This is a genomic window from Ruegeria sp. C2 (assembly GCF_056537765.1).
On sequence record NZ_JBQFRZ010000001.1, the window covers coordinates 1,918,367 to 1,931,612 of the forward strand.

The following is a 13,246-nucleotide window of genomic DNA, read 5'->3' on the forward strand; positions in this document are numbered from 1 at the left end:
AAAAAAGGACTGACATCATGAAAGATGCATCCCCGATCGCTTTGATCGGCCACTACATTAATGGCCAAATCACTGCTCCTTCTGGTGAGAAGACCCAGCCGGTATTCAACCCTGCAACCGGGGCGCAAACCGGCGCGGTGTCGCTGGCGACGGTACAGACGGTTGACGATGCGGTTGCAGCTGCCAAAGCAGCGTTTCCCAAGTGGTCGAATACCCCGCCGATCCGCCGCGCCCGCCTGATGAACAACTTCCTGGCCCTGGTGCGCGAGCATAAGGACGATCTGGCCCGCGCCATCACCGTCGAACACGGCAAGGTGTTTACGGACGCGCAGGGTGAAGTTGAGCGCGGCATCGACATCATCGAGTTTGCCTGCGGCATCCCTCAACTCCTCAAAGGCGATTACACGGAGCAGGTGTCTACTGGAATGGACAACTGGACCACGCGTCAGGCATTGGGCGTTGTGGCCGGGATCACGCCGTTTAACTTCCCGGTCATGGTTCCGATGTGGATGTTCCCGATCGCCATCGCCGCAGGCAATACCTTTATCCTGAAGCCGTCGCCGACCGATCCGTCCGCAGCGCTGCTGTACGCGGATCTGATGCAGAAAGCCGGTTTCCCCGATGGCGTGTTCAACGTCGTGCAAGGTGACAAGGTCGCCGTGGACGCGCTGTTGGAGAATGACGACGTCAAGGCTGTGTCCTTTGTCGGTTCGACCCCGATTGCGAACTACATCTACGAGGTTGGTGCGCGGCACGGCAAACGGGTTCAGGCCCTGGGTGGCGCAAAGAACCACATGCTGGTGATGCCCGATGCGGACATGAACAAGGCCGCCGACGCCCTGATCGGCGCGGCCTTTGGGTCGGCGGGCGAACGCTGCATGGCGATCTCGGTTGCTCTGCTGGTTGGCGATGCTGCCGACAAGCTTATCCCCGTTCTGAAAGAGCGCGCCGAAACCCTGAAGGTCAAGAATGGCCTTGAGCTGGATGCTGAGATGGGCCCGATCGTTACGGCCGCTGCGCGTGATCGGATCAAAGGCTACATCGACTCTGGCGTCGACGAAGGCGCTGACCTGCTGGTCGACGGCCGGGACTACACAGTCGCAGGGCACGAGGAAGGCTATTTCCTTGGCGGCACCCTGTTCGACAACGTCACGCGAGATATGAAGATCTACAAGGAAGAGATCTTTGGCCCGGTTCTGTCCTGCGTCCGCGTCTCGAACTTCGCCGAAGGCCTGCAACTGATCAACGACCACGAGTTTGGCAACGGCGTGTCGTTGTTCACCCGCGACGGCAATGCTGCACGTGAGTTTGGCAAGCAGGTTCAGGTCGGCATGGTCGGCGTCAATGTTCCGATCCCGGTTCCGATGGCCTGGCACGGTTTTGGCGGCTGGAAGAAGAGCCTGTTCGGCGACATGCACGCCTATGGCGAGGAGGGTGTGCGTTTCTACACCAAGCAGAAATCCATCATGCAGCGCTGGCCCGAAAGTATCTCGGAAGGTGCCGAGTTCGTCATGCCAACCGCAAAATGATCATCCGTTCCAAGGAGTGAAGAATATGTTCATTGGTGTTCCCAAGGAAATCAAGAACCACGAGTACCGTGTTGGCCTGACCCCTGAAAGCGTAGCCGAACTGGTTTCTCATGGTCACAACGTCATCGTCGAGACCAACGCCGGCACAGGCATTGGGGCTGATGATGATGCCTATCGTGCCGCTGGCGCGGAGATTGCCGAAACCGCAGCGGATATCTTCGCCAATGCGGAGATGATTGTGAAGGTGAAGGAACCTCAGGCCGTTGAACGCGCTATGCTGCGCGAAGGCCAAATCCTCTATACCTATCTGCATCTGGCCCCCGACCCGGAACAGACCAAAGATCTGGTCGACTCGGGCGCTGTATGCATCGCTTATGAAACCGTCACCGACGACAATGGCGGTCTGCCCCTGCTGAAACCGATGAGCCAGGTTGCCGGTCGCATGTCTATCCAGGCCGGTGCCAGCGCTTTGGAGAAAGCAAAGGGCGGTCTGGGCGTATTGCTGGGCGGCGTGCCCGGCGTGAAGCCCGGCAAAGTCGTGGTTATCGGCGGCGGTGTTGTTGGGTTCAACGCTGCTCAAATGGCCGTCGGTTTGCACGCGGACGTGACCATTCTGGACCGCAATCCGGCAGTGCTTGAGAAGCTGGAGAACCATTTCGAGGCGTCCGCCAAGGTTGTCTATTCGACCAAAGCCGCATTGGAGGAAGAAGTCACCAATGCCGATCTGGTTGTCGGTGCTGTACTGATCCCGGGTGCTGCTGCACCCAAGCTAGTCACACGCGAGCTGATCTCGAAAATGAAACCCGGTGCGGTCGTCGTGGACGTGGCGATTGACCAGGGCGGCTGCTTTGAAACGTCCAAAGCTACCACTCACGCAGAGCCCACCTACGTTGTCGACGATGTGGTTCATTACTGCGTTGCCAATATGCCGGGCGCAGTCGCCCGAACCTCGACCTATGCACTGAACAACGTCACGCTGCCGCACGCTCTGGCTATTGCCAACAACGGCTGGAAGCAGGCGCTCGCAGACAATCGCCATCTGATGAACGGCCTGAACGTGGCCCACGGAAAGGTGACGTACAAGGCTGTGGCCGATGACCTTGGATACGAGTTCATCGCCCCGGAACTTTGCTGAACTGAAGCAAAGAAATGTCCCGCCGCGCGCAAGGCGGAGGGACGCACACCACTGAGGAGGAAACCTTAATGATTACGAAGATTAACCGCCGCGCTCTCGGCGCGATGGGTGGTGCCGCTTTGCTTGCGGCAACCGCGCTTTCGACAACCGCTGCAGCGGAAGACATGACACTGCGTTTTGCAGGTGTCTTCCCGATCGATCACCAAGGCACAAAAATGATGGAACAGGTCGCAGCGGATGTTGCAGCTGCGGATGTCGGACTGACTGTAGAAGTCTTTCCGGCAAACCAGTTGGGTTCTGGTGAAGCTCTGTTTGAAGATGTTGCACGCGGCAACATCGATCTGGCATCAGCGTTCATCTATGCCGATACCGATCCACGCCTGGAATTCCTGTCCATGCCGTTCCTGCTAGGCGGCTGGGATGACATGGAAAGCACGCTTCTCAACATGGATTCCGAGTTCAACACCATCCTGCAGGAAATCACGGACGAATATGGCGTGCGCGTCATGGCGCAGAACCCTGAAGGGTTCATTGGCATCGTTTCGTCACAAGAGCCCGAGAACTGGAATACCTTTGACGACAAGGGCATGAACATTCGCGTCTGGTCTTCCAGCGTCGTAAAGTCGATGGTCGAAGAACTCGGTTACCAGGCGACCACCATGGCATGGGGCGACATTTTCCCCGCACTTCAGGCCGGCATTGTCGATGGAGCAATCTGCTGCACCAAAACCGCGACCTACTCGATCTTCGCCAAGTCGGACGTTGGAACCCATTTTGTCGAATACAATTCGATCTCAGAGCTGACAACTTTCTACGCGTCGCAGCGGACACTCGACAAGCTGAACGACGACCAGCGCGCCGCGCTGCAAGCCGCGATGACGAAGGCGTCCGAAGACTTCTTTGCCTACAACCGTGAGAATGACGAAGTGTTCGGCCAGAAATTGCTCGACAAAGGCTACACCATCCTGCGCCTGAGTGACGAAGAACAAGCTGCGATGGCCGCACATGTCCAGGAAACGGTCTGGCCCGCGATGGCACAAAACGTCGGTCAGGACATCATCGACCGCCTGCTGGCAGCAAAAGAACAGCAATAAACATGGAGAAGAAGGGCCAGCAAATCAGCTGGCCCTTTTTTGGTCTTTGGCTCAACTAAGGGAGGGAGAAAGATGTATAGTTCTGAAGCTGAACGTCCATTGGTCGTCGAAAGCGCAGAAAAGAAGAGCTCGCAAAAAATCACTGACGAGTTGCCAGTCATTATTGGGTATCCGCTGAAAGCAGTGGCCTTTGCCATGAGGCAGATCGTCATGTTTGCCGGTTTCCTGATGGCATTCACGTTTGGAGCCGTTGTTGTCATCCGGTATGGATTTGGCGGTGATCTGTTTGCCTACGAAGAATGGCTTTTGGGTATCAGCATCATCGGCTTTTTTGCAGGTGCTGTTCTGGCCTCTGCCCGCAACCTGCACATCAACGCGGACATTCTTGGCATCGTGATCCAAAACCCTCGGTTGATTTGGTGGCGCGGCTTTGTGGTCCTGACAGTCGAGGTGTTGGTGATCCTGTTCCTCATGTACGCCTGCTATGTCTCGCTGCTTGATGACTTCTCATTCCCCCGGCTGCGCGCAACCCCGGTGCTGCGCATTCCGTTTGTGACCTGGCGGATAGCGATCATGATTGCCTTTGGCCTCATGGCGACGTTCACGGCGGCATACTTGTACGTACACATCCGCAAGGGGCTCGGGCTTCCTTTGAGATCAGAAATGCAAAAAGGAGAAACCCAATGATCATCGGAGGAAGTCTCCTAATCGTCTGCTTTATGCTGCTGTTGGGCGTCAGCGTTTATGTGGCATTCGGATCGGTTTTGATTTTCATCGCCCTTGTCGGAGATCAATCCATCACCGGTTACTTGCCCACCGGTTCTACAGGTATCCGATCACTTGTACTTCTGGCGATCCCACTCTTCATGATCGCCGGTGGCATCATGGAAAAAGGCAAAATCGCCGCCCCCCTTGTCTCTCTGGCTGAAATGTTCATTGGCCATATCAAAGGAGGATTGAGCGCTGCTGGAGTGCTGGCCTGCGGTGTGTTCGGCTCCATTTCCGGTAGCGCCAATGCAACGCTGACCTGTATCGGCGGCATCATGATGCCCCACCTGAAAAAGGCCAACTATCCGGGTGGGCAATCGGCAGCTCTGATCGTGGCGGCCAGCCCCTTGGGTCTGTTGATCCCACCGAGTTCGTCTCACATTCTTTATGGCTGGGTTGCACAGCAGCACGTACTAAAGTGTTTCTTGTCCACGGTCATTCCGGCGATCATCCTGATCACTCTTTTGATCCTCGTTAATCAGTTCATGCTGCGGAAATATGACGACATCAACCTAACAGAACGCCCTAAACCGTTCCTGCCGACATTCGGAGTTCAGGCGCGCCTGGCCGGACCTGCGCTTATGATGCCGCTGATCATCCTTGGCGGTATCTATGGCGGTATCATGACACCTACCGAGGCTGCGGGTATCGCAGTGGTCTACTCGATCCCGATCGCGATCTACTTCTACCGTGGCCTGACCTGGAAAACACTGGCTCAGACCATCCAGAATTCCGGTGTTACGATTGGCGTGGTCATGGTCATGATCTTCATGGTTCTGATCGTGTCGGACAACCTGATCTCGCAAGGCGCCCCTCAGTTGGCCAAGGATCTGGTCTATTCCGTGTCGGACAACCCGATTGTCATCCTTCTGATGATCAACGTGGTGATGATCCTGATCGGGATGTTGATGGATGATATCTCGGGCCTACTTCTGGCGACACCGATCCTACTGCCCATCGCGCAGAGCACCGGCATGGATCCGATCCATTTTGCGGCCGTGATTGGCGTGAATCTGGGAATGGCGAACATCACCCCTCCAACTGCGCCACTACTCTACCTTGGAGCTCAGGTCTGTGATGAGCCGGTTTCGCGCATGCTTTGGCCGACTTTAATCTTCATAGTCTTTGCCTGGCTTCCGACGCTGATGCTGACAACTTTTGTACCAGAGTTGGCCCTCTTCCTACCTGACCTCCTGCTCAGCAGATAATGGACGGAAAGCGCAAAAGCCCAAGACGGAACAGTACGCACCCCATTCTTACGGTTGGGGTGCCTGATCTCCCAAAGAAGACGTTGGAGAGACTGGTTCACAGCAGAAAACCGGAATCTAAAAACAGAGGTTCGAAATGTACAAAAACATCCTAGTCGCGCTGTCTCTGGAACACGGCATCAGTGATCACGCACTTTCGGCGGCACACGCCCTTGTATCGGAAGGTGGAAAAATCACTGCCGCGCACATCCATGAGCCCCCAAACAGACAGATAATGTACTATATGGATGAAGGGATCGCAGAAAAATCTCTCCAAAAAGCAAAGGCGCGTTTAGCCGAGCGCTTAAAAAACGAAACTGAGATTTCTTCTGTCTTGATCGAGAGTCAATCGGCAGGGAGAGCGATCACCGAGTATGCAAACAAACATGGCATCGATTGTATCGTCCTTGCTTCGCACAAACCTGGGATGAAAGAGTTCTTTTTGGGTTCAACAGCCGCCCTCGTCGTTCGACACGCTCAGTGTTCGGTGCATGTACTCCGTCTGTGACTCTGGCGCCCGCAGCGTGTCAGTAACTCTGTCCTTTGAAATCTGCGGTGATGAGCACGTCACACTGCGACCAAGGTCTGCTATTGACGCAACTACCAGAATTTCACTTTGCGACATTTGAGAGGTAGGGCTCACCGCCGACCTAGGCGGCAACGCGGCATCTTGTGATATCCTCTTTCGTCAACGTCGGGTTGTCGTTGTGGGCGGGCATGGCGGATCGGAGGATCAGTTATGGAAACACCAAACTTACCTGCCTTTCGCGCGCTTCGCCCAGCTGGGAACAAGGGACGCATCGTCGGTCAGAAGCGGCCACTGAAACCTAAGCATGTCTGGGCAATCCGGGTGCGGCTTGAATTGGCAGAGAAATATCGTGATCTAGCTCTGTTCAATATGGCAATCGACAGCAAGCTTCGCGGGTGCGACCTTGTGAAGATGAAAGTTGTGGATGTGATGGCGTCTGGCCAGATCAAGGAACGCGCCTCAGTGCTGCAGAGCAAGACGCAGAAACCAGTCCGGTTTGAGATATCGGAAGGCACCCGCGCATCCGTCGAGAAATGGATGGAAGACGAACTGATGGTCGGATCAGAGTTTCTTTGGCCAGGCCGTTTTCATGAGCGACTTCACATATCGACACGACAGTATGCGCGGATTGTTCGGGACTGGGTCACGTCGATCGAACTGGAAGCTAGTGCATATGGCACGCATTCGATGCGGCGCACGAAAGTCACTCAGATCTACAAGAAGACTGGCAACCTTCGCGCCGTTCAGCTTCTGTTGGGGAACACAAAGATGGACAGTACGGTCAGGTATCTTGGTGTTGAACTTGAGGATGCTTTGGCCATTGCTGAAGCCATTGAAATCTAACATCTCTGGGCCGCCTACACGGGCGGCCCATTAGCTGCCGTTGATCGGTGGGCTTCGTCGCAACGGCGAGCCCGTCAAAGGAGACATTCGCTGCGGGTGCAAAGCTTTGATACAGTTCTTAAAGTTACCGGGGGCGGTCGGGTTCGTTAGGGTTGCGTGTAATCAAGCTTTCTATTTCGTTCATTGTTTCAACCGGCAAGGCACCGAAGGTTAGTGCCCCTGAAATACCCTCAATTTGTTCTTCTGTCCGAGCGCCCGGAATCGGTACGTATGTTTCAGATTGGCCCCATATCCACCCAAGAGCCCCTTGCACAAGAGTTCGGCCATTTGAAGTCAGTAAATCCCGAACCGCATCGAGTTGTTGCATGAAATCCGGGTTTGCTTTGCCATCCTTGTAGTACTCCATCCAGCTTTCACCGGATGCGCGCACATCGTCCGGCGCCATGACGCTGTTCTGATCGTATTTGCCAGATAGCAACCCCATCGCAAGGGGTGAGCGGATTAGGGATAATAGCCCTTCCTCTTGGACAACTTGTTGCATCCGGGGCGCGTCGAAAAAGACGTTCAACACGTATTCCACTGCGCTGAATCCATCCCTGGATGAGGCTACCCGGGCGCTTTCGGAATGGTCGGTGCTCCAACCATAGGCACGCAACTTGCCGGCCTCTTTCAACCGGTCCAGTTCGTCAAACACTGCCTCGGCCCGGGAAACTGGCATATCGTTCACATGCAACAGCAAGAGATCGATCCGATCCCGTTCCAGCCGCGACAGGCACCCATCAACGGCAGGGCCAACTTGATCCGGGGTGAAAGGGTCAAACGAAATCTGCCTGCTTGCCTCATCGATCCCAACCCCGATCTTTGTGACAATCAGTGCATCGGGTCGCTGCTTTAGTGCTTTGGCCAACAAACGTTCCGAATGCCCCGCGCCATAGGCGGCAGCGGTGTCAAACAATGTGATCCCACCGTCCAGAGCGGCGTGGATCGTGCGAATGGAGGTTCCGTCGTCCGATCGGGTGTATCCCAGCGACTGTTCGCCCCAATACATCTTGCCGCCGATCGGCCAGCATCCCATGCCAAGGGGTGAGATTTCGGTTTCGAGAAAATTCATCTGTGGGTCTCCTGACTGATCCTTCAGAAAAAACGCCAAAACAATCTTTTCATCAACAACACATAATGTAATCTTCGTTTCATGAATGAAAGTAACTTTGACTGGGATAACCTGCGGCTTTTCCTTGCGGTTGCCAGAGCGGGCGGACTTGGGCCAGCAGCCGATCAGACCGGCAAGAGCGCACCCACTCTGGGACGACGCATGATCGAGCTTGAGCGCAATCTGGGAAGCGAGCTGTTTCAACGCAAACCGCGAGGGTATGATCTGACCGAAGATGGGCAAGCGCTGCTGGAAAAGGTCGAAAGCATCGAGGCGCGTGTCATACCTGTCGCCGAAAGCAGCCTTACTACCGCGCCACCTTTGGTCAAAATCTCGGCCGGGACCTGGGTGACAAGGGTTTTGATCGGCGCGGTCGGAAGGCTTAAGGGATCAATGGCGGTTCGGCTGCGATTTATCTCGTCAGAAGAGGTGTTGAAGATCGGACACCGGGAAGCCGCGATCGGCATTCGAAACCGTCGACCAGAAGAGATCGGCCTTGCGGGTCGCAAGATCGGGCGCGTTCGGTTTGCGGTCTATGCCGCGGATGAAAGCGTTTCGACCTGGGCGCGGGTCATGTCCAATACACCTTCGGCCAAATGGCTGAGGGAGCAAACGCAAACGGGTGACGTCATCGAAGTGACAGCGCCGCAAAATGCGCTGGAGCTTGCAAATGCAGGGCTGGCCAGGGTGGTTCTGCCCACCTTCATCGGAAACACGCAACCGGGTCTTAAACCAGTTTCACCTCTGATTGATGATCTGGAACATGATCAGTGGCTGGTCACGCATCATGAAGACCGGTTTCTTGCAGAAGTGCGGCATGTCATTGATCGCACCTATGCAGTGATGTCGGAAGCTTGTGAAAACGGGTGAACCGAGGCTGCAGTTGCCTATTCACCCAACCGTTCCATCAACCTCGCATATGCTGTCTGGCCGCGCCGGAATGTTGGCAGACGGAAGAACTCGTCCGGGGCGTGTTGGTTTTCATCCTCATGTCCGAACGCAAACATGACGGCATGCAAACCCAACTCGTCCAATAGGGTAGACATCACCGGGATCGAGCCACCAACGCGGGTTTTGTACGCGGGTTTTCCGTAAACCTCTTCGAGGACCTGTCCCGCGATCGCGGTTGCGTTGTGTCCGGCCGGTACGAGGAAAGGGTCCGCACGACCGGGATTGCGAGATACCTGAGCGGTGACACCCGGCGGGCAGTGAGCTTCGACATGGGCGGAGATCAGGTCAAAGATCTGTTCGGGGTTCTGATTGGCGACCAAACGACAAGTGATTTTGGCCGAGGCAACCGCAGGCAAAACGGTCTTTGTGCCTTCCCCTTGCCAACCGCTGGTCAGCCCGTTGACCTCAAGTGTCGGACGTGCCCACAGATTCTCGCGCGTGGAGTATCCCGGTTCGCCCAACGTGGCCGGGGCTCCGGTCTGAGCCAGATAGGCCGCCTCATCCCAAGGCACTCGCGCGATTGCCGCGCGGTCTTCGTCCGTCAACTCGACGACATCGTCATAGAAGCCATCTACCGTGATCCGACCATCGGTCGATTTCATGCTGGCTAACAACTGGGCCAATGCCATCGCCGGGTTTGCGACGCCGCCGCCATGCATACCAGAGTGCAAGTCCGATTTCGCGCCCTGAACCGAGATCTCAAGCGAGGTGAGCCCTTTCAGACCCAGAACCAGTTGCGGCGTCTCGGTGTCCCACTGGCTGCCATCGGCGGAAAAGATCATATCGGCCTTAAGCCGGTCGAGATTTGCCTCGATAAAGGGCGGAAGGTCGGGCGATCCGATCTCTTCTTGGCCCTCAAAGAAAAACCTTACGTTGACTGGCAGTTTCCCAGTCTCTGCCAGCAAAGCTTCGGCCGCAAGGATCGGGATAAACATGGCGCCCTTGTCGTCGGTCGCTCCACGCCCGTAAATCCGATCCCCGTGGATCGTCGGCTCGAACGGAGGTGAGGACCAGAGCTCAAATGGTTCCGCAGGTTGGACGTCAAAGTGGCCATAGATCAGGATTGTAGGCACATCGGACCCAGCATGCAGCCAATCGGCACAGACCACTGGATGACTGGCAGTCTCCATCATCTGAACGTTTTCCATTCCCGCCGTGACCAACCGATCAACCACCCACTGCCCGGCCTTTCGAACATCGCCTGCGTTTTCGGGTTTGGCTGAAACCGAAGGGATACGAATGAAGTCGCATAGCTCTTCGACAAAGCGCGATTGGTGTGTGTCGAGATATTCGGTCCAGCTCATTCCATGCCCTCTCTGATGCTGGCACTTAACTTACGAAACTGCACGTGGCTCGCAAGCCTGCGGAACACAACCAATTACCTGCAAAAATCCAACACGGTCGAGCGATACTCGGCTCATTCCTGCCGTTGGCTGCCAGTTGGTGACCCTGCGACACCGCCCGCCGAAGCTGTCGTTCGCTGTGGGAACAAACCGACACAACATGCTGCATTAGCATCGCACATCGGTAATGCTCTCAGAAAGGCATCAAGGTAAGGACATTGCGAGACATTGGAAGCGGAACTATCCTGCGAGAACCTCTGCTTCTAGAATGCGTGGTGGCCGGAAAGAAGCGATTTTTCATTCTTGATGTGACGTGCGATCAATTGCTTTTGCAGCTTCGCGGATGGGATTGGGCGTGCGGGTTTCGGGGCGTATTCGAATTCGGCAAGTTCAGGAAAGATGCTCAGGATTTCTGAACGTGCCTCCGTACTGATAGCCTTGAGCACCTCGGGTCCGGTAAACAGGCTTTCCGACGGTGCGCCCTCGGCATAGATCACCTCGTGCTGATCAAAAAGAAGGTGAAAATACTCGACGCTATCCACATCTTGATCGACGAAAATACCGGGCAGAGCAGTTAAATTGACCGCAGGCACCAAAACCTCGGAAATCCCAAACATACGCTCGACAATCTTTGAAGACACCAACATCCGATGCTGTCGAGACACAACAAGATCACGTCGGGGCAAGCCGTTACCCAAGGCTCCAGCACTGATACGAACCGGACGCAACTGGGGGTTTGCAACTAGTCCCGAAGCAGAAATTCCGCGACGAAACACGCGCAGCAGCGTAGCAAAACCGGCTCCCTCACTCGTAGGATCAAAAACTTCGACCTGATCGCCGGCTTTCAGATCCTCGACTACCTTTTGACCGTCTCTTAAGCGAACATTCGTTCCGCCAACGAAACATGGAACAAAGTCGGGAACAGGCAAATTCACGATTGGGCTCGCAAACGCTCCTTCACCCAGCGCCGTGATCGTAAGCAATGTGTCGAGGGGTGGGATATCTCCTATGAAGCCGATGAAGAACCCTTGTTCGGCTCCGCCGCCGAACGCATTGTTGCCGCTGGAATCATAGTCGAAAACGCCAATCGTATAGGTATTGGTGCCATCTGTGACTTCGTAATTATAATCCCAAGCAATTGCATTCCCCAGATAGGTTTGCGTGATGTCATCGGGGACCTCATTGGTTACTCCATCTCCCTCGATGATGTTAGGGTCAACGCCATCAGTGATGGTGATCGTACTGTATGAGGAGATCTGAAATGTGGTACCAACACCGCCGAATTGGGCCTGAGCCGTGGTCAGCGTCGTATCCGTCCGAAATGCACCGAAGATATTTGCCATAACCCTTGTTCAGGCAAGTTCTTCGCCGCGATTACCTAAGCAGCTTGAACCCACCCGCCTGACCTCAATTTACTGTCTGCACATTTCCGCGCGAAGACATCTATAGTGTAACGGTTTGCGCAACATTTGCGAATTATTCAATTTTTAGCCTGCTCTCTATTCGCAATCAACATCCGTGCGTGTCCGTCGTTATCCAGCGGCTGTATTTCTCAGCCAGTCTGAAAACGCTGTGCTATCAGGAAGATCAGAGGCCTGTCAGATCAAGCCGAACTTGAGTACTGAGGGCGGGTAATCGCCAGAGACCTCTGCACACGCCCCAACAATTTGACACCAAGCGGCAACGGGGCTTTGCACAACTCTTTCAAGCGCGCAAGGAATTGCGGTGCCTTCGAAAGCGGCCCATTTCAGCCATTTGAACAAAACAAAATTTGGGATGACTGCTTCCGCCAAGTGACCTCCGTGCACTACGCAACATTGGACGGCTAAAGCCCTTCGCAAACCAGCGGGAAGGCACCGATTTCTGGTATCGTGAGCGTGCCCACGGTGACGAAATCGTCACCTTCAACGGCTGTTATCAATCGAACCGAGGCAACGATCCGGCTGTATTCAGGATTGGCGAAGTCGATGACAGCGTGCATATCGACATCAGCCCCCTGCGCCACGATGATTGGTATCGCACCTTCGACCTCTGATAGGCTCCAGTGTTTGCCGTCTGCGTGTATGGTCGCACTCACGACTGCGAGACCAGGGACAGTTCCCAATCCGACACCAACAACTGTGCCCGATCCATCAGGGGCTTCGCAATACAACTCAACAGTTGCGAATGCCGAGGTTGCCGAGAGGAGCGCAAAGAGCCCTGGTGCAATAGTCCTGATCATGAACATTCCCTTTTGTTCGCGATCCAGTCAAAATATATCTTAGGTTCAATGTTCTCAACAAGCATGTCTCAAAGCGGGTCAAAGGCACGGAAACGCTGGCATGCGCAGACCACTACGATGCCCCAATTCATTGGCATCGCCCGGCTGGAACTTGACTGATTCCGGTAAGAGTTTGCACAACCGAGCGGACATTCAACTTCTGCGCAGCAACCGAAGCATAAATGTCCCAGACTAAGATGTGGTCGGCCCGTTGCAGACATTCGGCGCGTATCCGAAGTTCTGCACTAGGCTCAGGACCCATTGATTTCCGTTTGGCTGCGTGATTCATCGCGTTCAAAACGAGCGGTGAACATGTCTGATCTTTTCTGGTTGAGCGACGAGCAAATGGCGCGTCTGGCGCCCTTCTTCCCAAAGTCCCACGGCAAACCTCGCGTTG

General features: G+C 55.1%; 12 protein-coding genes and 1 pseudogene. 9 read left to right on the plus strand and 4 right to left on the minus strand.

Annotated elements, in window-relative coordinates; translation table 11 throughout:
* Positions 1–17 precede the first annotated feature (17 nt).
* The 7 genes from ACR0IV_RS09635 (at position 18) to ACR0IV_RS09665 (ending at position 7,145) form a co-directional block, all read left to right on the plus strand.
* The gene (locus tag ACR0IV_RS09635) at positions 18–1,529 is read left to right on the plus strand and encodes a CoA-acylating methylmalonate-semialdehyde dehydrogenase (protein WP_480656873.1); all 1,512 of its coding nucleotides are present in this window, start codon (positions 18–20) and stop codon (positions 1,527–1,529) included.
* A gap of 25 nt (positions 1,530–1,554) precedes the next feature.
* The gene (gene ald, locus ACR0IV_RS09640; RefSeq protein ID WP_480468883.1) at positions 1,555–2,664 is read left to right on the plus strand and encodes an alanine dehydrogenase; all 1,110 of its coding nucleotides are present in this window, start codon (positions 1,555–1,557) and stop codon (positions 2,662–2,664) included.
* Between the two features lie 104 nt (positions 2,665–2,768).
* Entirely contained in the window at positions 2,769–3,758 is a 990-nt protein-coding gene (gene dctP, locus ACR0IV_RS09645; protein ID WP_480471874.1) for a TRAP transporter substrate-binding protein DctP, read from the plus strand.
* A gap of 99 nt (positions 3,759–3,857) precedes the next feature.
* Positions 3,858–4,445: a TRAP transporter small permease gene (locus tag ACR0IV_RS09650; RefSeq protein WP_480656872.1), complete on the plus strand. Its 588-nt coding sequence runs from the start codon at positions 3,858–3,860 to the stop codon at positions 4,443–4,445.
* Positions 4,442–5,734 (plus strand): TRAP transporter large permease, encoded by a 1,293-nt coding sequence (locus ACR0IV_RS09655; RefSeq protein ID WP_480656871.1) that lies wholly within the window; start codon positions 4,442–4,444, stop codon positions 5,732–5,734. The genes ACR0IV_RS09650 and ACR0IV_RS09655 overlap by 4 nt, the downstream gene beginning before the upstream one ends.
* Positions 5,735–5,870: 136 nt before the next feature.
* Positions 5,871–6,281, plus strand: a complete 411-nt coding sequence (locus ACR0IV_RS09660; RefSeq protein WP_480468880.1) for a universal stress protein — start codon at positions 5,871–5,873, stop codon at positions 6,279–6,281.
* Positions 6,282–6,512: 231 nt separating this feature from the next.
* Positions 6,513–7,145: a tyrosine-type recombinase/integrase gene (locus ACR0IV_RS09665; RefSeq protein WP_480656870.1), complete on the plus strand. Its 633-nt coding sequence runs from the start codon at positions 6,513–6,515 to the stop codon at positions 7,143–7,145.
* A gap of 124 nt (positions 7,146–7,269) precedes the next feature.
* Here the strand turns inward: ACR0IV_RS09665 and ACR0IV_RS09670 are convergent, their stop codons facing one another.
* Positions 7,270–8,256: an aldo/keto reductase gene (locus ACR0IV_RS09670; protein WP_480656869.1), complete on the minus strand. Its 987-nt coding sequence runs from the start codon at positions 8,254–8,256 to the stop codon at positions 7,270–7,272.
* 81 nt (positions 8,257–8,337) lie between these two features.
* Between ACR0IV_RS09670 and ACR0IV_RS09675 the strand changes: the two genes are divergently transcribed.
* Entirely contained in the window at positions 8,338–9,165 is an 828-nt protein-coding gene (locus tag ACR0IV_RS09675) for a LysR family transcriptional regulator (RefSeq protein ID WP_480656868.1), read from the plus strand.
* Positions 9,166–9,182: 17 nt separating this feature from the next.
* On the opposite strand, the gene ACR0IV_RS09680 is transcribed toward ACR0IV_RS09675, so the two are convergent.
* The 3 genes from ACR0IV_RS09680 to ACR0IV_RS09690 form a co-directional block, all read right to left on the minus strand.
* Positions 9,183–10,550, minus strand: a complete 1,368-nt coding sequence (locus ACR0IV_RS09680; RefSeq protein WP_480656867.1) for a dipeptidase — start codon at positions 10,548–10,550, stop codon at positions 9,183–9,185.
* Positions 10,551–10,852: 302 nt separating this feature from the next.
* Positions 10,853–11,932, minus strand: coding sequence for a Hint domain-containing protein (locus tag ACR0IV_RS09685; protein WP_480656866.1), 1,080 nt, complete (start codon positions 11,930–11,932; stop codon positions 10,853–10,855).
* 482 nt (positions 11,933–12,414) lie between these two features.
* Positions 12,415–12,810, minus strand: a complete 396-nt coding sequence (locus ACR0IV_RS09690) for a hypothetical protein (RefSeq protein ID WP_480656865.1) — start codon at positions 12,808–12,810, stop codon at positions 12,415–12,417.
* Positions 12,811–13,161: 351 nt separating this feature from the next.
* Here ACR0IV_RS09690 and ACR0IV_RS09695 point away from each other — a divergent pair.
* Positions 13,162–13,246 (plus strand): annotated as a pseudogene (locus ACR0IV_RS09695) (IS5/IS1182 family transposase); the annotation flags it as partial.

Excerpts from the sequence above, each read along its gene's own strand:
- dctP (WP_480471874.1), top strand. The coding sequence starts at position 2,769 with ATGGGTGGTGCCGCTTTGCTTGCGGCAACCGCGCTTTCGACAACCGCT.
- ald (WP_480468883.1), top strand. The coding sequence starts at position 1,555 with ATGTTCATTGGTGTTCCCAAGGAAATCAAGAACCACGAGTACCGTGTT.
- ACR0IV_RS09675 (WP_480656868.1), top strand. The coding sequence starts at position 8,338 with ATGAATGAAAGTAACTTTGACTGGGATAACCTGCGGCTTTTCCTTGCG.
- ACR0IV_RS09635 (WP_480656873.1), top strand. The coding sequence starts at position 18 with ATGAAAGATGCATCCCCGATCGCTTTGATCGGCCACTACATTAATGGC.
- ACR0IV_RS09690 (WP_480656865.1), bottom strand. The coding sequence starts at position 12,810 with ATGATCAGGACTATTGCACCAGGGCTCTTTGCGCTCCTCTCGGCAACC.
- ACR0IV_RS09660 (WP_480468880.1), top strand. The coding sequence starts at position 5,871 with ATGTACAAAAACATCCTAGTCGCGCTGTCTCTGGAACACGGCATCAGT.
- ACR0IV_RS09665 (WP_480656870.1), top strand. The coding sequence starts at position 6,513 with ATGGAAACACCAAACTTACCTGCCTTTCGCGCGCTTCGCCCAGCTGGG.
- ACR0IV_RS09670 (WP_480656869.1), bottom strand. The coding sequence starts at position 8,256 with ATGAATTTTCTCGAAACCGAAATCTCACCCCTTGGCATGGGATGCTGG.
- ACR0IV_RS09685 (WP_480656866.1), bottom strand. The coding sequence starts at position 11,932 with ATGGCAAATATCTTCGGTGCATTTCGGACGGATACGACGCTGACCACG.
- ACR0IV_RS09655 (WP_480656871.1), top strand. The coding sequence starts at position 4,442 with ATGATCATCGGAGGAAGTCTCCTAATCGTCTGCTTTATGCTGCTGTTG.
- ACR0IV_RS09680 (WP_480656867.1), bottom strand. The coding sequence starts at position 10,550 with ATGAGCTGGACCGAATATCTCGACACACACCAATCGCGCTTTGTCGAA.